Source organism: Flavimobilis marinus, assembly GCF_900113055.1.
Classification (GTDB): Bacteria; Actinomycetota; Actinomycetes; order Actinomycetales; family Cellulomonadaceae; genus Flavimobilis; species Flavimobilis marinus.
The window spans coordinates 512,941-531,469 of record NZ_FONZ01000002.1 but is presented as its reverse complement, the minus strand read 5'-3'; the positions used below and the strand labels follow the sequence as shown (position 1 = coordinate 531,469).

General features: G+C 71.9%; 20 protein-coding genes, 1 tRNA gene and 1 other RNA gene. 13 read left to right on the top strand and 9 right to left on the bottom strand.

Going from position 1 to position 18,529, the window contains the following annotated elements; translation table 11 throughout:
* Nucleotides 1–43: 43 nt before the first annotated feature.
* The 4 genes from BMZ30_RS07510 to BMZ30_RS07495 form a co-directional block, all read right to left on the bottom strand.
* Nucleotides 44–1,231, bottom strand: a complete 1,188-nt coding sequence (locus BMZ30_RS07510; protein ID WP_093377418.1) for a PucR family transcriptional regulator — start codon at nt 1,229–1,231, stop codon at nt 44–46.
* A gap of 73 nt (nt 1,232–1,304) precedes the next feature.
* The gene (locus BMZ30_RS07505; RefSeq protein WP_229828516.1) at nt 1,305–2,261 is read right to left on the bottom strand and encodes a carbohydrate ABC transporter permease; all 957 of its coding nucleotides are present in this window, start codon (nt 2,259–2,261) and stop codon (nt 1,305–1,307) included.
* Nucleotides 2,258–3,205, bottom strand: a complete 948-nt coding sequence (locus BMZ30_RS07500; RefSeq protein ID WP_093376773.1) for a carbohydrate ABC transporter permease — start codon at nt 3,203–3,205, stop codon at nt 2,258–2,260. The genes BMZ30_RS07505 and BMZ30_RS07500 overlap by 4 nt, the downstream gene beginning before the upstream one ends.
* 1 nt (nt 3,206) lies before the next feature.
* Complete coding sequence (locus BMZ30_RS07495; protein ID WP_093377413.1) at nt 3,207–4,601, bottom strand: ABC transporter substrate-binding protein; 1,395 nt, start codon at nt 4,599–4,601, stop codon at nt 3,207–3,209.
* A 238-nt stretch (nt 4,602–4,839) separates the two neighbouring features.
* Here BMZ30_RS07495 and BMZ30_RS07490 point away from each other — a divergent pair, with 238 nt between their 5' ends.
* A complete protein-coding gene (locus BMZ30_RS07490; protein ID WP_093376771.1) occupies nt 4,840–5,547 on the top strand; it encodes a hypothetical protein in 708 nt (235 codons plus the stop codon).
* Nucleotides 5,548–5,632: 85 nt separating this feature from the next.
* Here BMZ30_RS07490 and aceE read toward each other — a convergent pair whose 3' ends face one another.
* A complete protein-coding gene (aceE, locus tag BMZ30_RS07485) occupies nt 5,633–8,374 on the bottom strand; it encodes a pyruvate dehydrogenase (acetyl-transferring), homodimeric type (RefSeq protein WP_093376768.1) in 2,742 nt (913 codons plus the stop codon).
* A gap of 274 nt (nt 8,375–8,648) precedes the next feature.
* Here aceE and BMZ30_RS07480 point away from each other — a divergent pair, with 274 nt between their 5' ends.
* The 5 genes from BMZ30_RS07480 (at nt 8,649) to BMZ30_RS07460 (ending at nt 10,478) form a co-directional block, all read left to right on the top strand.
* Nucleotides 8,649–9,080 (top strand): DUF3052 domain-containing protein, encoded by a 432-nt coding sequence (locus tag BMZ30_RS07480; RefSeq protein ID WP_229828517.1) that lies wholly within the window; start codon nt 8,649–8,651, stop codon nt 9,078–9,080.
* The gene (locus BMZ30_RS07475) at nt 9,077–9,550 is read left to right on the top strand and encodes a peroxiredoxin (protein WP_229828518.1); all 474 of its coding nucleotides are present in this window, start codon (nt 9,077–9,079) and stop codon (nt 9,548–9,550) included. Before BMZ30_RS07480 ends, BMZ30_RS07475 begins: the two co-directional genes overlap by 4 nt.
* Before the next feature lie 39 nt (nt 9,551–9,589).
* Nucleotides 9,590–9,663, top strand: a tRNA-Val gene (locus BMZ30_RS07470).
* A 31-nt stretch (nt 9,664–9,694) separates the two neighbouring features.
* The gene (locus BMZ30_RS07465) at nt 9,695–10,177 is read left to right on the top strand and encodes a hypothetical protein (protein ID WP_093376762.1); all 483 of its coding nucleotides are present in this window, start codon (nt 9,695–9,697) and stop codon (nt 10,175–10,177) included.
* 121 nt (nt 10,178–10,298) lie between these two features.
* The gene (locus BMZ30_RS07460; RefSeq protein WP_093376760.1) at nt 10,299–10,478 is read left to right on the top strand and encodes a hypothetical protein; all 180 of its coding nucleotides are present in this window, start codon (nt 10,299–10,301) and stop codon (nt 10,476–10,478) included.
* 25 nt (nt 10,479–10,503) lie between these two features.
* Here BMZ30_RS07460 and BMZ30_RS07455 read toward each other — a convergent pair whose 3' ends face one another.
* A complete protein-coding gene (locus tag BMZ30_RS07455) occupies nt 10,504–11,502 on the bottom strand; it encodes a cation efflux transmembrane domain-containing protein (RefSeq protein ID WP_093376757.1) in 999 nt (332 codons plus the stop codon).
* Nucleotides 11,499–12,008 (bottom strand): transporter substrate-binding domain-containing protein, encoded by a 510-nt coding sequence (locus BMZ30_RS07450; protein WP_229828519.1) that lies wholly within the window; start codon nt 12,006–12,008, stop codon nt 11,499–11,501. Before BMZ30_RS07450 ends, BMZ30_RS07455 begins: the two co-directional genes overlap by 4 nt.
* 57 nt (nt 12,009–12,065) lie before the next feature.
* Here BMZ30_RS07450 and BMZ30_RS07445 point away from each other — a divergent pair, with 57 nt between their 5' ends.
* From BMZ30_RS07445 to BMZ30_RS07430, 4 genes are all read left to right on the top strand, one after another.
* On the top strand, nt 12,066–12,944 hold the full coding sequence (locus BMZ30_RS07445; RefSeq protein ID WP_093376754.1) for an SDR family NAD(P)-dependent oxidoreductase: 879 nt from the start codon (nt 12,066–12,068) through the stop codon (nt 12,942–12,944).
* A complete protein-coding gene (locus BMZ30_RS07440; RefSeq protein WP_093376751.1) occupies nt 12,941–14,113 on the top strand; it encodes a Nif3-like dinuclear metal center hexameric protein in 1,173 nt (390 codons plus the stop codon). The genes BMZ30_RS07445 and BMZ30_RS07440 overlap by 4 nt, the downstream gene beginning before the upstream one ends.
* Before the next feature lie 79 nt (nt 14,114–14,192).
* Entirely contained in the window at nt 14,193–14,933 is a 741-nt protein-coding gene (locus BMZ30_RS07435) for a zinc ribbon domain-containing protein (protein ID WP_093376748.1), read from the top strand.
* Nucleotides 14,934–14,941: 8 nt separating this feature from the next.
* The gene (locus BMZ30_RS07430) at nt 14,942–15,646 is read left to right on the top strand and encodes a histidine phosphatase family protein (RefSeq protein WP_229828520.1); all 705 of its coding nucleotides are present in this window, start codon (nt 14,942–14,944) and stop codon (nt 15,644–15,646) included.
* 43 nt (nt 15,647–15,689) lie between these two features.
* Here the strand turns inward: BMZ30_RS07430 and BMZ30_RS07425 are convergent, their stop codons facing one another.
* Nucleotides 15,690–16,475, bottom strand: coding sequence for a YaaA family protein (locus tag BMZ30_RS07425; RefSeq protein WP_093376745.1), 786 nt, complete (start codon nt 16,473–16,475; stop codon nt 15,690–15,692).
* 39 nt (nt 16,476–16,514) lie between these two features.
* Here BMZ30_RS07425 and rnpB point away from each other — a divergent pair.
* Nucleotides 16,515–16,905: RNase P RNA component class A (gene rnpB / locus BMZ30_RS07420), an RNA gene on the top strand.
* Here the strand turns inward: rnpB and BMZ30_RS07415 are convergent.
* The gene (locus tag BMZ30_RS07415; protein WP_093376742.1) at nt 16,899–17,216 is read right to left on the bottom strand and encodes a hypothetical protein; all 318 of its coding nucleotides are present in this window, start codon (nt 17,214–17,216) and stop codon (nt 16,899–16,901) included. The two genes, rnpB and BMZ30_RS07415, sit on opposite strands and share 7 nt — an antisense overlap.
* 349 nt (nt 17,217–17,565) lie before the next feature.
* Between BMZ30_RS07415 and BMZ30_RS13700 the strand changes: the two genes are divergently transcribed.
* On the top strand, nt 17,566–17,724 hold the full coding sequence (locus BMZ30_RS13700) for a hypothetical protein (protein ID WP_177191304.1): 159 nt from the start codon (nt 17,566–17,568) through the stop codon (nt 17,722–17,724).
* Nucleotides 17,725–18,147: 423 nt separating this feature from the next.
* Nucleotides 18,148–18,522, top strand: coding sequence for an STAS domain-containing protein (locus BMZ30_RS07410; RefSeq protein WP_093376740.1), 375 nt, complete (start codon nt 18,148–18,150; stop codon nt 18,520–18,522).
* Nucleotides 18,523–18,529: the final 7 nt, after the last annotated feature.

The following is an 18,529-nucleotide window of genomic DNA, read 5'->3' as shown; positions in this document are numbered from 1 at the left end:
GTTGTGCGCTTCCTACAAACGGATGCTGACTCCGGCCGCCGGCTCAGGGCGTGGGTCCGTCCTGCAGCTCGCCCAGCGCGAGCGCGACCTGGAGCACGAACGACTCTCGTGCGTCGAGCGGGTCCCAGCCCGTGAGCTCCGCGACCTTGCGCAGGCGGTACCGGACCGTGTTGGGGTGCACGTACAGCGACCGCGCCGCGGCCTCCAGCGACCGGCCCGTCCCGAGGTAGGCCGAGAGCGTCTCGAGCACCGAGCCGGTGCTCGCGCGCAGCGGCTCGAAGGCCTGGTCGATCAGGGTGTGACGCGCCGAGAGGTCGCCGATCAGCACGCGCTCGGGCAGGAGGTCGTCCGCCTGCACCGGGCGCGGCGCCTGGGGCCACGCCCGCGCCGCGGCGATGCCGGCGAGGGCGGCCGTCGCCGAGCGCCCGGCCTCCGCGATGTCCGGGACCAGCGGACCGATGACCACAGGGCCTGGGCCGAACCGAGGGACGAGCGACTGGGCCGCCTCGAGCAGGTCGCCCGCACCGCCCAGCACGAGCACGACGCGGTCCGCCTGGATGCCGACGAGCGAGTCACCCACGGCGCGGCGGGTCGCGCGCCGCAGCTCCGCCGCCTTGACGTCGTCGAGCTTGGTCTCGGTGGTCCCCACCATCACGAGCGCGCTGCCGTGGCCGCTCCAGCCGAGCGCAGCGACGCGTGAGCGCAGCGAGTCGTCCGACTCCCCGCGCATGAGGGCGTCCACGACGAGCGCCTCGAGGCGGGCGTCCCACGCGCCGCGCACCTCGGCGGCGCGGGCGTAGACCTCGGCGGCGGAGAAGGCGACCTCGCGGGAGTACCGGAGCACCGCCTCGCGCAGGTCCCGCTCGCCCCCCGGCACGGCCAGGTGGTCGGAGTGGGTCTCGACGACGTCGACGATCACGCGCACGAGCTGCAGCGTGTGCTGGAGCGAGATGGTCCGGGTGAGCTCGGGGGGAGCCGACGCGAAGATGTCAGAGACGCCGGTCGGGGCTCCCGTGGGCTGGGCGTACCAGGAGACGAACGACGTGATTGCCGCCTGCACGACGAGGCCCATCCAGGACCGCTCCTCGGCAGGCAGCTCCCGGTGCCAGGCGAGCTCGGCGTCGACGCGGCGCAGCGCCGCGGTGGTGAGCAGACCGGTGCCTTCCCGGACCCGCCGGAGCGGCTCGGACTCGGCTGCCGGGTCGACCGGATCCGTGGCGGGACGTGACATGGCGTCGAGCATACGGCCGGTCGTTGTACGAAGTCGACAAACGGCGGTGTGTGCGTTCGGCGCGTCGCCGGCGTCAGCCCTTGGTGCCGGTAGTCGCGACGCCCTCGACGAAGTGGCGCTGGGCAAGGAAGAACAACACGATCATCGGGATGGTGGTCAGGACGCTCGCCGTGATGACGATCTCCCAGTGCCACTCGCCCCCGAACCCGAACTGGTCGAGCAGCGACTTGAGCCCACGCGGGATGGTGAACTTGTCCGAGTCGCGCAGGTAGATCAGCGGCCGCATCAGGTCGGTCCACGCCGTCTGGAACTCGAAGATCAGGGTGACTACGAGTGCTGGACGCGTCAGCGGCATCGCGATCTGCCAGAAGATGCGCCAGTTGTTCGCGCCGTCGACCCGAGCGGCCTCGAATATCTCCCGGGGCAGACCGAGGAAGAACTGGCGAAGGAGGAAGATGTAGAACGCGCTCCCGAACAGGTTCCCGGCCCACAGCGGGGTGAGCGTGTTGACGGCCCCGAGCGAGTTCCAGATCAGGAACGTGGGGATCATCGTGACCGCGCCGGGCAGCATCATCGTGGCGAGCACCAGGGCGAACAACGCACCGCGCCCGCGGAAGCGGAAGTACGCGAAGCCCCACGCGACCAGGGCGCTCGAGACCGTCACGGTGACCGCCGCCAGCACCGTGACGAGCAGCGTGTTGCCCAGCCAGAGGAGCATGGGCGCCTCCTGCCACACGTCGAGGTAGTTCTCGAACGTGAGGGTCTCGGGCAGCAGACGGTTGTCGAAGACCTCGCCGCGGGGCTTGAGCGAGGCGCTCAGCAGCCACAGGAACGGATACGTGAAGACCACGGCGCACGCGAGGAGGAGGACCGTCGTGATGATCCGGACCGCCAGGGGTCGGCGACGCTCGGGCGACCGCTCGCGACGCGCTGCCGGGTCGTGGGCGTCGCGGCCCGGGTCGTCACCGCGAGCGGTGGACGTGGCCGCGGCGACGGTGGGCTGGACGGGGGCGCGCAGGGGAGCGGTCACTGGTCCCCCTCCAGGTAGACGAGCCGGCGGGACACGAGCAGCTGGATGGCGGTGATCACCATGATGATGACGAACAGCACCCACGCCATCGCGGACGCATAGCCCATGTTGAGGAACTCGAACGCCTGCTGGAACAGGTAGATGGCGTAGAACAGCGCGGCGTCGTTGCTGTAGGTGGTGTTCCCCGACCCGAAGAACGCGGTGTACGCCTCCGTGAAGGTCTGGAACGCCGCGATGGTGTTCACGACGAACACGAAGAACAGTGCGGGGGAGATCATCGGGACCGTGATCCGCACCAGGCGCTGCCACGCGTTGGCGCCGTCGACGCGTGCGGCGTCGTACAGCTCCTGCGGCACGTTGCGCAGCGCGGCGAACAGGATGATCACCGAGCTGCCGGTCGACCACAGGGAGGTGAGGATGATCGCGGGCTTCACCCAGTCCGGGTCCGTCGTCCACGCCGGACCGTCGATGCCGATCGCGCCCAACAGCTCGTTGATCAGGCCGTTCTGGCCGTTGAAGACGAGCAGCAGCAGGACGCCGACGGCGACGGGCGGGGTCATGTTGGGCAGGTAGAACACCGTCCGGAAGAACCCGGCCGACCGGCGGCTCGCGGTGTTCAGCAGGAGGGCCAGTGCGAGCGAGACGAGGACGTAGAGCGGTACCTGGACCGCGACGTAGAAGAACGTGTTTCGCAGTGCGAGCGTGACCTTGGGGTCCTCGAAGAGCTCGCGGTAGTTGTCGAGCCCGACGAACGAGGGGTCGTTCAGGACGTCGTAGTCGGTGAGCGAGAGGTACCCGCTGTACAGCACGGGCCAAGCCGTGAAGATCGCGAAGCCGAGCAGCCACGGGCTGAGGAAGAGGAGTGCGGCGCGCGCGTCGCGCCGTCGGGCCCGGCGCAGGGCGGGCCGGGTCGTCGTCCGCCGATCCGTCGTGCCTGTGGGCACGTCAGCTCTCCGCGTCCGCGTCCCACGCCGCCCACGCGTCGTCGAGCGTCTCTTGGGCGACCTCCTGCGCGCCCGCAAGCGCCTCGGCCGGCTCCGCCTGGCCGTTGAGGACCGCGTTGACGGCGTCCTGCCAGGCGGACTCGAACTCCGCGTCGGCCGGGTTGGCCGGGAGCGAGAACGCAGCGTCGTTCGCGGCGTACATGGCCTCGACGGCGCTGTCCCAGACCTCCGACCCGCTCGGCTCGACGAGGGCTCGTACCGCCTCGTCCGCGACGGCGTTGCCCGTCAGCACGCCGGTGAACGTCTTGCCCTCCTCGGTGCGCAGGCCCTTGCGCTCCTCGGCGGCGGCGACCCAGCTGTCTACCTCCGTCATGACGCGCGCCCAGCGGCACGCCGCCGCGGGGTTGTCCGAACCCGCGGGGATCGCCCACGCGGACCCGCTCGCGAAGGCAACGGGCTCGCCGTCGGCCGCCCGGACGGCGTCGAACGCCATGGGCGCGTCGGGAGAGACGTCGTTGAGAACGTTGACGTACCACTGCTCCATCGGCATCGCACCGAGGGTGCTGCTGGCGAACTGGTTTCCGCTGCCGAAGAAGTCGGCCGAGTCGCGGACCGCCTTCACGACCGGGAAGCCGCCCTGGGCGTCGTACAGGCCGACCGCCCACTCGAGCGCCGCCACGACGGCGGGGTCGTCGAGCTGCGCGGTCCGCCCGTCGGCGGAGATGAGGTCGGCTCCGCCAGCGTGCGCCCACAGCGGGAGGAACTCGGGGAGTTTGGGGTCGTAGCCGATCACTGAGAGGTCTCCGCCGTCGCGTTGGTGCAGCGCCTGGGTCGCCTCGTCGAGAGCCGCGCGGTCGGAGCCGTTGACGTCGGCGATCTCCAGCCCGGCGTCGGCGAGGAGGTCGGCGTTGGCCATGGTGACCTGGATCGAGTTGAACTCGGGGATCCCGTAGAGCTCGCCGGCGAACGTCACCTGGTCCACGGCCGCGGGCACGAAGTCGTCGACGGCGATGCCCTCGCCCTCGATGCACTGGGTCAGGGGGATGATCGCTCCGCGAGAGGCGAAGGTGCCGATCTGGTCGCGGTTCGCGTAGATGAGCTCCGGCGGGTCCCCGGCCGCGACGGCCGAGAGGAACTGCTGGATGTCGAGGTCGCCCTCGACGAGGTTGACCTGCACGTCGCCGAGCGCTTCCTTGGTGCGCTCCATGCGCACGGTCGCGATCTCGTCGCCGGCGCCGAACCCCATGACGTCGAGGGTGCCCGTGAGTTCGGTGGTGGCCGAGAACGGGTTGTCGGCGCCGCTCGGAGCGGACGGTGCGGGTGGGTTCGTGCCCTGGGCGCACCCTGCCAGGACGAGGACCGTGCAGGCTCCCACCACGGTTGGCCGACGGCGCATCGCGATCACCTCTCGTCTCTGCGACCGTGCCCGCCTGTCGCGTGGCGCGGTCCTCGCGGTTCCGCTCGCGGGAGCGGGTGAGGACAAGGTGGCACGAAGCGGACATAGCGGCAACCGCAGGGGGTGGGGGCGCAGCGGGCGGTCTGCGCCGCCGGTGAGCGTCGCGTCGGCACCGCGCAGGCTTGAGACGGTGTCCCGTCGACCTGTGGGATCGCAAAGATCCGGCTAGGGTCTTCCCATGGCTCTTCTGCCCAAGCTCCGCCAGCTCATCAAGCGACCCGTCTCTGCCTCGACCGTGGGCGTCCGCCGCCCGACGGCAGGTCCACGACGCGGGGACGCTCCGCACGAGGACGCGCTGCGCGCGATGCTCAACGACGATCCCAACAACATCAAGGCGTTCCAGGCGCTCGTGGAGATCGTCCGCCGCCGTGCCGCAGAGACGGGAGAGACCGAGGACCCGCTCACGGCGCCGCACCCGGACGAGACCTACGAGGCCGACCGCAAGCGTCGCGGTGACCTCGCGGTGTGGGCCCTCGCCGAGGAGCTGGCCGGTCACCCGCGTGCCTGGTACCCCCTGGTCGAGCTCGCCCGGCTCTCGCTGGACGACGACAAGGAGGGCGCGGTGCGCCGCCTGGCCACGGCCGCCGAGCGTGACACCTCGGGGATCGCGCTCTCGGAGGCCGTCGGGGTCCTGCGCGAGGCCGAGATGCCCGTGGACGCGCTCGGGCTCGGCCTCGGGCACTGGCGTGCGCGCGAGCACAACCCCGAGGTCGGCCGTCAGCTCGTGCTCGCGGCGATCGAGGCTGGACGGCCGTTCGAGGCGCGGCACCACCTGGACTCCCTGGGCCTGCACCCGGACGCCAGCGCCGTCGCTGCCATCCGCACGGAGCTGGAACCGCACGTGAAGGCGGCCGAGGACGCGTCGCCGGGGTCCGTGCACCCCTGACCCCCTCCCGCCGATGTCCATGACGGACCGGCGCATGACGAAGGCCCGGAACCTCTCGGTTCCGGGCCTTCGCCATACCCTCAGATCAGGAGTCGCCGCCGGCGCTTCCCGACGTGCCGGCGTTCACGTCGTACAGACGGTACCGCTCGATCGCCTGGGCGGGTGCGTCCGCCGCGATCTCGCCGCGCTCGGCCAGGGAGGCCAGGACGCGGACGGCGGTCGACGGGCCGTCGATCTTGAAGTGCCGACGCGCCGCGGGGCGGGTGTCGGAGAAGCCGAACCCGTCCGCACCGAGCACCGCGTAGTCGCCCGGAACCCAGCGGCGCACCTGGTCCGCGACCAGCTTGTCGTAGTCGCTCGTGGCCACGAACGGGCCGCCAGCGTCACGCAGCTTGGTCGTGAGGTACGCCTCGCGACGCTCCTCGCCCGGGTGCAGGAAGTTGTGCTCGTCGGCACGCAGGCCGTCGCGGCGCAGCTCGTTCCAGCTCGTCACCGACCACACGTCGGCCTGGACGCCCCAGTCGTGCGCCAGGATCTCCGACGCCTCGAGAGCCCAGAGCACGCCGACACCCGACGCGAGGATCTGCGCGCGCGGGCCCTCGCCGGTCGCGGCGTGGACCTTGTGCAGGCCCTTGAGGATGCCCTCGACGTCGACGTCCTCCGGCTCGGCCGGCTGGAGCATGGGCTCGTTGTAGACGGTGAGGTAGTAGATGACGTCCGGGTCGCGCCCGTCCTCGCCGTACATGCGGGCGAGGCCGTCGCGCACGATGTGCCGGATCTCGTAGCCGAACGCCGGGTCGTAGTGCACGACGTGCGACATGGTGCCGGCGAGGATCGGCGAGTGGCCGTCGGCGTGCTGCAGGCCCTCACCCGTGAGGGTGGTGCGCCCGGCCGTCGCGCCGATCAGGAACCCACGGGTCAGCTGGTCGCCCGCTGCCCAGAACTGGTCGCCCGTGCGCTGGAACCCGAACATCGAGTAGTAGAAGTAGAACGGGATCAGCGGCTCGCCGTGCGTGGCGTACGACGTGCCGACGGCCTGGAACGCGGCCGCCGAGCCTGCCTCGTTGATGCCGGTGTGCATGATCTGCCCGGCCTCGGACTCCTTGTAGCTGAGCATGAGCTCGGAGTCCACGGACCGGTAGTTCTGGCCCAGGGTGTTGAAGATCTTCGCGCTCGGGAAGATCGAGTCCAGGCCGAACGTGCGCGCCTCGTCCGGGATGATCGGCACGATGCGCTTGCCGATCTCCTTGTCCTTGACGAGGTCCTTGAACAGCCGCACGAGCGCCATGGTGGTGGCGACCTCCTGCGTGCCGGAGCCCTTGGCGAGCAGCTCGTACGTCTTGTCGCCCGGCAGCTGCAGCGGCGTGTACGTGGTGCGGCGCTCGGGCACGAAGCCGCCGAGCGCGCGCCGGCGCTCGAGCATGTACTGGATCGTGGGATCCTCGGTGCCGGGGTTGTAGTACGGCGGCAGGTACGGGTCCGCGTCGATCTGCTCGTCCGTGATCGGGATGTGCAGGGAGTCGCGCAGGTTCTTGAGGTCCGCGTTCTTGAGCTTCTTCATCTGGTGCGTGGAGTTACGGCCGGCGAAGCCGGAGCCGAGCCCGTAGCCCTTGATGGTGTGCGCGAGGATCACGGTCGGCTGGCCGGTGTGGGCCTGGGCCGCCGCGTACGCCGCGTAGAGCTTGCGGTAGTCGTGACCGCCGCGCTTGAGCGCCCAGATCTCGTCGTCGGTCATGTTCTCGACGAGCGCCTTGGTGCGGGGGTCGCGGCCGAAGAAGTGCTCACGCACGTAGGCGCCGTCGTTCGCCTTGAACGTCTGGTAGTCGCCGTCCAGCGTGTTGTTCATCAGGTTGACGAGCGCGCGGTCCTTGTCGGCGTTGAGCAGGACGTCCCACTCGCGGCCCCAGATGACCTTGATGACGTTCCAGCCGGCGCCGCGGAACTGTGCCTCGAGCTCCTGGATGATCTTGCCGTTGCCGCGCACCGGGCCGTCGAGCCGCTGGAGGTTGCAGTTGACCACGAAGGTCAGGTTGTCGAGCTGCTGCTGCGCGGCGTGCTGGAGCATGCCGCGGCTCTCGGGCTCGTCCATCTCGCCGTCGCCCAGGAACGCCCACACGCTCTGCTGGGACGTGTCCTTGATGCCGCGCTCGTGCAGGTAGCGGTTGGTCCACGCCTGGTAGATCGCCGACGCCGGGCCGAGGCCCATCGAGACGGTGGGGAACTCCCACATGTCGGGCAGCAGGCGCGGGTGCGGGTAGGACGGCAGGCCGCCGCCGGCGTGGGACAGCTCCTGGCGGAAGCCGTCGAGCTGGTGCTCGGTCAGGCGGCCCTCGAGCAGCGCACGGGCGTAGACGCCGGGGGAGGCGTGGCCCTGGAAGTAGATCTGGTCGCCGCCGCCCGGGTGGTCCTTGCCGCGGAAGAAGTGGTTGAGGCCGACCTCGTACAGCGTCGCCACGGACGCGTAGGACGAGATGTGGCCGCCGACAGCGATCTCGGGACGCTGGGCGCGCGTCACCATGACGGCGGCGTTCCAACGGATCCAGCTGCGGTAGCGCCGCTCCATGACCTCGTCGCCGGGGAAGTACGGCTCCTCGTGCACGCCGATCGTGTTGACGTACGGCGTCGTCAGCGAGGACGGGATGGCGACGCTGCGCTCCCGGGCCCGCTTGAGGAGGTTGAGCAGGATGTACCGCGCCCGGGGCCCTCCCCGCTCGTCGATCAGGTCGTCCAGCGCCTCGACCCACTCGCCGGTCTCGGCGGGGTCGAAGTCGGGGACCTGGCTCAACAGGCCATTGATGAGTGGTCGGGTCTCGTCGTGCGAAGCCACCAGCAACCTCTTTGTCTCGTCACGAGCGCCTGCGGGCGTGTCGCCCCGGTGCTCTCCGGCGTCCCCTGATCCCGCGCGCGATAGCGCCAGGTCCTGGGTCGATCTTCCTATTGTCCTAGCAATGTGGGCCCAAAGTCACCCCGAGTCCACCACCCGGCGGCGTGACGTCGCTGACAGTGCGTATGGGCGCGGCGTGCACCCGTGCACTACCTTTGCGTTGAGGCGCTCTCGCGCCTCGGTACGACGAGTCGATCGGGAAGGTACGGGCAAAGACGTGGCGACGAGCACGGACCCCAGGGATGCGGAGCGCACCCAGGGAGCGGAGAAGCTGGGATTCGAGCCGGGACATGTGATCCAGGAGTTCGGCTTCGACGACGACGTCGACTACGACCTGCGGACCGCGATCGAGGATCTCACCGGCACCGAGCTCGTCGACGAGGACTTCGACGACGTCACCGACGGCGTGATCGTCTGGTTCCGCGACGGCGAGGGTGACCTCACCGACACGCTGGTCGACGTGCAGACGGTGCTCGACGAGGGCGGGCCCATCTGGGTCCTGACGCCGAAGCCGGGGCGCGAGGGCCACGTGGGCCACAACGACATCCAGGAGGCGTCGACGACCGCCGGGCTGCACGCCACGAGCACGTTCCCCGTCGCACCGGACTGGTCCGCGACGAAGCTCGGCACCCGGGGCCGCGGCAAGTGAGCCTGCCCCCGCAGGTCGCCCTCCAGCTGGGGGACGTCGCCCCCGACTTCACGCTGCCCGACACCCACGGGACGCCGGTCTCGCTAGCCGGGCTGCGCGGGGACCCGGTCATGGTCGTGTTCTTCCCCTTCGCGTTCTCGGGCATCTGCACCGGCGAGCTGTGCGAGCTGCGGGACAACATCGCCGACTTCGCCGCTGCTGGCGTCACGCTCCTCGCCGTCTCGTGCGACCCTGTGCCGGCCCTCAAGGCGTGGGCCGAGCAGGAGTCGTCCGAGTTCGCCCTGCTGTCGGACTTCTGGCCGCACGGCGAGGTCGCGCAGCGCTACGCGGTGTTCGAGCCCGAGCGCGGGCGTGCGGTGCGAGGCAGCTTCCTCGTCGACGCCGAGGGCGTCCTGCGCTGGAGCGTCGTGAACCAGCCCGGGCAGCGCCGCGACCTCGCGGGCTACCACGAGGCGCTCGCCAGACTGTGAGACGTCGCGCCGACGGCCGGTAGGCTGTGCGGCGCACCAGGGCCTGTAGCTCAGCTGGTTAGAGCGCCACGTTTACACCGTGGATGTCGGGGGTTCGAGTCCCTCCGGGCCCACTCGATCAGCGTCTGCGGAGGAACCACGTCGGTGGCAGACCGCACGCACGAGATGCGCCGCAGGTACACCAGCCTCGGCCTCGGGGAGCTCTGCGCCGCGGGGGTGTTCGCGGCGGTGGCTGTCGCGCAGCCGATCCCCCTCGCCCCTCCCGCGACGCTCGCGTTGTGGTGCGCGCTCGGCCCGTTGCTCGCCGTCCTGCTGCAGGCGGGCGTCTACTGGCTGCTGGCCCGCCGCTGGGTGGGTCGCGCCGCGATGCCCGCCCGGGCCGCCCGGGGGTACCGATGGGCGCGCGTCCTCGACCCCGTGCTGCTGGCTGTCGGCCTCGTCGGCATCGTCCTCGCCCGCCCGACCGGCGGCTCCGCCGTGCTCGTCGGCGCGGTCTGGCTCTTCGGGGCGGCTGAGTACGTGAACTACTTCGTCGTCCGCCTCGCTTACCCGTGGCACCGGTGGCCGCGCGACGTGGTGCGGTGGCGCACGCCCCGCCTGGTGCAGGACCTGCAGGCGGGCGGATGACGCCGGACCTCGCCGCGGCAGGCCGCGGCGGGCAGCACGAGCAGGTTTCCCGAGGAACTACGCTACTGTCCGGACGCGCCGGCCCAGTGGGGCCAGCCCTTGACGAGTGAGGTCCTCGACCGTGAACCCTGACGTGACTGTCGCCCTGGCCAACGCCGAGGTCCTGGCGAGCGACGTCGCCGCGAAGAGCGACGACCCCGACACCCGCCAGCTCGCGGACGCCGTCGTCGAGCTCGCCCAGGCCACGGAGGGCCTGGCGCGCGAGGTCTCCGCGCCCGACGAGGCCGCCCAGCGCGCCTGAGCCGTCGCTCCCGCGGCGCCCGGAACTACTGCTCGCGCTCGGCCGCGAGGCCGGGCAGGAACTCCTCGGGGAGCTCCTCAGCCGGGACGACGATCATGTCCTGGATCCGCCAGTCGAGTTCGATCGCGGCCTCGCGCGCCTCCCGGAGCGCGGCCAGCGACGGGGCGTGCTGGTCGACCGGGACCACGAACGACTCCACGTGCAGCACGTGGCCCTCATCCCGGGCGCGTGACCGCGCCTCGGCAACCCACGGAAGCCCCTGCAGAAGCGCGTCCATCCGGGTGACGACCGGATCGACCTCGTCTCCCTCGACCGTGGTGGCCTGGGCGTCCATGAGCGCGCTCGTGGCCACGCGCAGGTTGCTCACGCCGTCGTGCAGGATCGACGCGGAGATGAACAGTGCCGCGGCGGCGTCGGCCCACCACAGCCCGAGCCCGATGCCGGCGATCCCCACGATGCTGCCGAGCGCGGTCATCCAGTCCGCCTTGTTCATCTTGGCGTCGGCGTAGAGCACCCGGTCGTGCAGCGTGGCGGCGAGCGGGAGCTTCGCGCGGCCGAGCAGCACGGGCGGCACACCCGTGTAGACCATCGCCGCGATCATCACCCACCCCGCCCAAACCGGCTGCCCGGCCACCTCCATGAGCCCGATCGGCGGGTGCTCGGCCTTGAGCAGGCCCGAGGCGGAATCGAACACCATGAAGGCGCCCATCGCGAACAGCGCCGTCCCGGCGACCAGGTGACCGATGCCGACGGAGCGGTGGTGCCCGTACGGGTGGCGCTCGCTCGGTCGGCGGTGGGCGAGCCGCACCGCGACGAGGAACGAGATCGGGGGGATGAACGACAGCAGGTCCTCGACCCACGCGGCCTTCATCGCCTGCGACGAGCCCATCACCAGGTAGACGAGCGTCACGGCGGTCACGAGGAAGCCGATCGACCACCAGGCAAGCCGGACGGCCCGGCGCAGGGCGCGCTCCTGCTCGTCGGGCAGCTCGGTATGCCCGAACCGCAGCTTGGTCCTCGTCATCGGTCGTCCTTCCGTGCCAGCAGGAACCTCTCGAGCTCGACGAGGAACGCGTTCTCCCCGAGTGGTGCAGCCATGACCCGCTTCTCAGGCTTCCCCTCCGGGCCCGTCGTCGTGCCGTAGGGGTAGGTCAGGGCGGCCTTGCCCTGCCAGGGCGACTGCGCGGTCAGGCCGCCGACGACGAGGTCCAGCTCCGACCGCTCGAGCTGGCCGATCAGGTCCTCCTCGCCACCCACGACCCAGGTGACGTCGGCGCCCAGGTGTTCGGCGAACGCCGTGACGAGATCGACCTCGGAGCCGGACGGCTCGGCGTCGGGGGTGTCGGGCGGCGGCAGCACCGTCCACGGGGGTGCCGGCGAGACGCCCACGCGGAGCTCGCCGCCCCGCACCTGCTCGAGCGTGCCGTCGGGGTCCGCGGGGAAGCCGCCCGAGCACCCGGTGAGGGCCACCGTGAACGCCACCGTGAGCGCGCGCGCCCTCGTAGACCGGCACATGGTCGTCGCTGTCATGGCCCCATTGAAGTCCCGACCTCGCAGGTCGGCATCCGGTGCTGGCAGGATGCGGCCATGAGCAACCACGAGGGGTTCGAGGTCCGCGGTGCGCGCGTGCTGATCACGGGTGCGGCGATCGGCATGGGCCGCATCTACGCCGAACGGGCGCTGCGCGAGGACGCGTCGCTCGTGCACTGCTGGGACCGTGACGCCGCCGCGCTCGAGCGCACGGTCGCCGAGCTCGGCGCCGTGCACGGGGTCGACCGTGTCGAGGCGACCACGCTCGACGTGGCGGACAACGACGGCGTCCAGGCGGCGGCAGCTGCGCTGCTCGAGGCCCACGGCGCCCCGAACGTGCTGATCAACAACGCGGGGATCGTGCGCGGCGCCCTGTTCTGGGAGCACGACGTCGAGCGCGACATCCAGCTCACGATGCAGGTGAACGCCGTCGGCCCCATGGTCCTCACGCGGGCGCTCCTGCCAGCGATGCTCGCGGACGGCGCACCGCGGCGGATCCTGAACATCGCCTCGGCGGCAGGGACGCTCGCGAACCCGCGCATGAGCGTCTACGCCGCCTCCAAGTGGGCAATGATCGGCTGGAGCGACTCCCTGCGCCTCGAGCTCGACCGGGCGGCCGGCGGCGCGGTCAAGGTCACGACGTTCTGCCCGAGCTACATCTCGACCGGGATGTTCGCCGGTGCCCGCGGTCCGCTGCTCACGCCCGTCCTCTCCCCGGAGGTTGCCACTGACCGCGCCTGGCGCGCCATGCTCGCGGGGCGGCCCGTGCGCAGCACCCCGTGGACGGTCGGACTCGCGCGCGGGCTCAAGGGCGTGCTCCCCGTCCGCGCCTGGGACGTCGTCGCCGACAAGCTCTTCGGCGTGTACTCCTCGATGGACACCTTCACCGGACGTCCGGGGACCCTCGAGCCGGCGCCGACCGGGGACGTCCGATGAGCCTCACCCTCGCCCAGGTCGTCGAGCTCCTGGACGCCCGGTACCCGCAGCACACGGCCGAGTCGTGGGACGCCGTCGGGCTCGTGGTCGGGGACCCCGAGGCCAACGTCAACCGCGTGCACTTCGCCGTGGATCCGGTTGCGGCCGTCGTCGACGAGGCGCTCGCGCGCGGCGCCGACCTCCTCGTCACCCACCACCCCTTGCTCCTCGACGCCGTGCACGGCGTGCCGGTCACCGACCCTCGGGGTGCGCTCGTGCACCGGCTGATCCGCGGCGGCTGCGCCCTGTACGTCGCGCACACGAACGCCGACGCCGCCCTCGGGGGAGTCGCGCAGGCGCTCGCGGACGTCGTCGGGCTCGTGGACGCCGAGCCGCTGCTGCCGGGCGCCGGGCAGGCGCTCGACAAGCACGTCGTGTTCGTCCCGACACCTGACGCCCGGGCGGTGCTCGACGCCATGGCCGACGCCGGTGCCGGAACGCTGGGGGAGTACGAGCGGTGCGCGTGGACCACGACGGGTACGGGCACCTTTGTGCCGGGCGCGGGCGCGAACCCGACGATCGGCGCCAGCGGCCGCCGCGAGGAGGTCGACGAGACCCGCGTGGAGGTCGTCGCCCCGCGAGCGATCCGCGCCGCCGTCGTGCGCGCGATGGTCGCGGCCCACCCGTACGAGGAGCCCGCGTTCGACGTCCTCGAGCTCGCCACCCGCCCCGGGTCGACCGGGCACGGGCGCGTGGGGCGCCTCGCGGAGCCGACGACGCTGCGGGACTTCGCGCAGCGCGTCGCCGACGTCCTGCCTGCCACCGCGACGGGGATCCGCGTGAGCGGCGACCTGGACGCGCCGGTCCAGCGGGTCGCGGTCGTCGGGGGTTCGGGCTCGTCGATGTTCGACGCAGGAGTGGCCCAGAGGGTCGACGTGTTCGTGACGTCCGACGTCAAGCACCACCCTGCGTCGGAGCTCCGGGAGGCGGCCGAGCACCGGGCCGCCGCGGGCGCTCCCGCTCGGCCCGCCGTCATCGACACGGCCCACTTCGCGAGCGAGTGGCCCTGGCTGCCCGTAGCGGCCCGGACGCTGGCCGACGACGCGACCGCGCGCCAGGAGACCCTCGAGACCTTTGTGAGCCACCTGAGCACCGACCCCTGGACGGCGCGGTTCGACCCGCGCACCTGACGCGCGCTCCGGGGCACTACCGTGGGACCCACGGCGTGAGGTCCCGCGCCGCGTCATGACCCGAAAGTAGGTATCTGCCGTGCCCAAGGCCCCCGCCGCCGACCAGCGCCGTCTCCTCGACGTCCAGGCCCTCGACACCCGGCTCGACCAGATCGCGCACAAGCGCCGGACGCACCCCACCCTGGCGCGCCTGACCGAGCTCGACGGGCAGATCTCCGACCTCTACACGTCCCTCGTGGCCTCGCGCACCGCGGTGAGCGACCTGCGCCGCGAGCTCACCAAGGCAGAGTCCGACGTCGAGCAGGTCCGCAGCCGCGCCACGCGCGACCAGTCCCGCCTCGACTCCGGCGCGGTCGGCGCCAAGGACGCCCAGGCGCTCGTCAGCGAGCTCGCGTCCCTCGCCCGCCGCCAGGGCGACCTCGAGGAGATCGAGCTCGACGTCATGGAGCGCCTCGAGGCGCACGAGACCGCGCTCGCGGAGGTCGAGAAGGCGCACGGCGAGCTCGTCGCCGCCAAGGAGGCGGCCGAGGCCGAGCGCGACGCCGCGTTCGCCGAGCTCGACGCCCAGGCGGCCGAGGTCCGTTCGGAGCGCGCGCAGACCGCCGAGGGCCTCGACGCCGGCCTGGTGACCATGTACGAGAAGCTGCGCGCCCGCCTCGGCGGCGTGGGCGTCGCGGCGCTGCGGCACGGGCGGTCCGAGGGCAGCGGTATGCCGATCAGCCCGACCGACCTGGCGCGCATCAAGACGCTCCCCGAGGACGAGATCGTGATCTGCGAGGACTCGAGCCGCATCCTCGTCCGCGGCGACGACGCGTTCTGAGCCGCCCGGTGGCAGGTTCGGCGACCCCGCCCGGCGCGGGGGAGGAGACTGCGCCGGCGACGTCCGCCGGCTGGCGGCCCGACGGCCCCGCGGCGACGCTCGTGCTCGTCCGGCACGGCCGCACCGCGATGACGGACGCCGGCGCCTACTCGGGTGCCGCGGACCCCGGGCCCGGTCTCACGACGGCCGGGCACATCGAGGCCGCACGCGCTGCCGACGCCGTCGCGCGCCTCGGACGTGACTTCCTGCCCGACCTCCCGCGCGCGGGCACGGTCGTGGCTTCCCCGCTCGCGCGCACGCAGCAGACCGCCGAGGCGATCGGGCGGCGCCTGGGCGCGCACGTGCGCACCGACACCGACCTGGTCGAGGCGGGCTTCGGCTCCTGGGACGGGCTCACCGCGGTCGAGATCGACGCGCACGACCCTGGGGGCCTGCGCGGCTGGTACGCGGGGGACCGCCCCGCGCCGGGCGGCGAGTCAGTCGCGGACGTCGGGGCGCGGGTCGCGCCGGTGCTCGGGCGATGGGCCGTGCCGGACGCCACGGTCGTCCTGGTGACGCACACGATCGTCATCCGCGCCGCCGTCGGGCTTGCGCTCGACGCGCCCGTGCACGCCTGGAACCGTGTGCGCATAGCGCCCGGGTCGCTGACCGTCCTGCGGCGCTGGCCTGGGGGGCCGAGCGAGGTCGTCGCGACGAGCCTCCTACCCCGCTGACGGTCCGCGTCCGCTCAGGCTGCGGGCGACCGCACGGCGAGCCTCAGACGACGAGCTCGAGCGTGTGCGCGCCCCGCGCGGCCTCGTGCAGGGTGGCCTCGCGCAGCGCGGAACCCACCAGCTCCTGCGCGGCGTCGAGGAGCTCGTGGCGGGTGCGCGGTGGCTCACCGGCCCGGCGCAGCAGATGGCCCGTGAGCACACCGCGGGTGTGCTTGGCGTTGTGCGAGACGACGCTGCGCTTCCCGTCGAGCTCGCGCAGCACCTTCACCATGACCCAGTCGGCGCTCGACCCTGGGCGCCACGCGGAGACGTAGCTCGACGACCGGCAGTCCACGACGACGTCGCCCGACGCTTGTGGCGCCAGGACGTCGTCGAGCAGCTCGCGCCAGAACGCCCCGAGCGGGCCGATGCCCGGGAGGTCGACGCTCATGGAGAGCCGGTAGGCGGGGATCACGTCGAGCGGGGTGACGGCCCCCCAGAGCGCGGAGATCGTCAGGACGGAGGGCAGCCGGTCGCGTGCGGGCGTGCCGGGCGCGCCGGCGGCGGCGCCCGCGAGGTCGGCTGCGGCGTAGAGGACGCCCGTGTAGACCTGCGCCGCGGGCGCAGCGTCCGCCCCTGCGAGCGCCAGGTTGCGCGCCACCTCCGGGGCGAGGCCCGTGCTCACCTTGAGCAGGGTGAGCGCGTCGTCCCGGCCGCTGGTCTCGACGAGCGCGTCGCGGACCTTGCGGCGGGCGGGTGCGAGCGACGGGAACGACAGGCGGTCGAGGTCGACGGCGGTGCCCGGGGCGGGCGGCGTCTTGCCCTCGGATGGGGGCAGCAGGATCAGCACCGGCACACCCTACGCCGGGCGGTACGATGGCGGCGCGGATGAGTCAGTCGGACGGTCGCGTTGCACCCCGGTGCACCGAGGAACGTCCGGGCTCCGTAGAGCAAGGTGGTGGGTAACGCCCACCCGGGGTGACCCGCGGGACAGTGCCACAGAAAACAGACCGCCACGCTGGACCAGGCCTCGGCCGGGGCCGGCGGGGTAAGGGTGAAACGGTGGTGTAAGAGACCACCAGCGTGCCGGGTGACCGGCGCGGCTAGGTAAACCCCACCTGGAGCAAGACCAGACAGGATGCGCTCGAGGGCTGCTCGCCCGAGCATCCGGGTAGGTCGCTCGAGGCACGTGGCAACGCGTGCCCTAGATGGATGGCCGTCACCCGCGCGTGGGCAACCGCGCGCGGAGACAGAACCCGGCGTACAGACTGACTCATCCGCTCCATCCCCTCGCCACTGCGGTGCTGCCGAGACCCTGGGCAGCGGGAGCCGGAGGGTCCATGAGCTCCTCCGGTGGCGGGGTGAGCCACATGAGCCCGACGCCGCCGTCCGGGCGGTCGCGGTACCGCGCGGCCAGTGCGAAGGCGCCGTCGCCCTGGTGCTCGACGGCCCATGCGAGAGCCTCGCCTGCCGTGCAGTTGTCGAGGTTGAACGCGCTCACCACCCGACCCGGCCGTACGAGCAGCACACGGTAGCCGTCGGGCTGGCTCTCGAACTCGACGTCCCGCTCGTCCACGCTGTTGGCGTCCATGCGGGCAAGTGGACCGGAGCGAAGGTGCGGCGTCAAGGCCCGGTGCGCAGCGGCGCCAGGAACGCGGCACGACGCCCCACCTCCGGGGGAAGGTGGGGCGTCGTCGCAAGGTCGTCTCTGGCTGCCCAGCAGCCCCCTGCTCACGCCAGCGGCCCGTTGTGCTCGTGGGGGACGAGCGCCATCAGCCATTGCCGTGCACTTGTCGTTCTACTCCTGTCAGGTTCGCTCCGCGACCGGTCGCACGGTCGAGCGCGCTGCCCGCGCTCCTCACCCCACAATCACCCCGTGCGCGAGCGCGTGTCCGGGGTATCGCGGGATACGTTCCCGGGACAACCCCGAGGAGCTTCCTATGGCGAATGCCACCGCCAAGCCGTGCCGACGCTGCTTCGCCCTGGTCCCGCTCGCGCTCACGTCCGCGCACGAGCACTGGCACCGCGAGCTCGAGTCGGCCGGGACGCCGGAGGGTGAGCGAGCCGAGGTGGGCCGCGAGGACGCAGGGAACCGCTGACCATCTGCGGGTCCGCGGCCAGGACGGCGCCCCGCTCCCGGGGGGAGAGCGGGACACCGCTGCCTGGGGCTGCCACCACGAGTGCAACTTGACCCCTGCTGGCGGCAGGGCGACCCACGCGTGCGGGGGACACGTTGCGCGGGCCGAGGCTCACTGCCGCTGGGAACTTCCTATCCCAGTTCGAATCGATACGCCAACCCCTGACCTGGGTAGACGCAGGATGGGACGGGCGCCACCATCGCCTGGCGCGCGCAGCCCACGGGGTGGACGTACTCTCATCACGGCGTGCGCAGCGTCTGCGACCTCAGCGGCACCGCAGTGGCCCGCGCGGCAAGACGGACCGTGCCACAGGCAAAGAAGTTCTTGTGTTTCCCCCATGTCCGTGTGCGACGATGGTGGGCCGAACGACGATCAGGACGAGACTTGAGCAACAGCAAGACAGGCGGGATCGAGCTCGAAGAAGAGCCCCGCGCCACCGTGGTCCGCCTCTGGGGCGAGATCGACGTGGCACTGCGTGACGAAGCCAGCGCCGCCATGGCGAGCGCGCTCCAGCGCAACCTCCCCGTCGTCATCGACACGCGAGACGTCAGCTTCATCGACTCCACGGGGATCGCGTTCCTCGTGCAGTTCTACAACATCGGCTCGGCCGAGGGGCTCGCGGTGTCGCTCCCGGACGCCCCGGAGCGCGTCACCAGCGTGCTGGAGCTGCTGGGGCTCGCAGAGTTCTTCGGGCTCAATGCACAGGCACCGAGCGCCCCTGGCGGCTGCAAGGACGGCGAGCCCGCCCTGGCCGGCTGACGAAGGC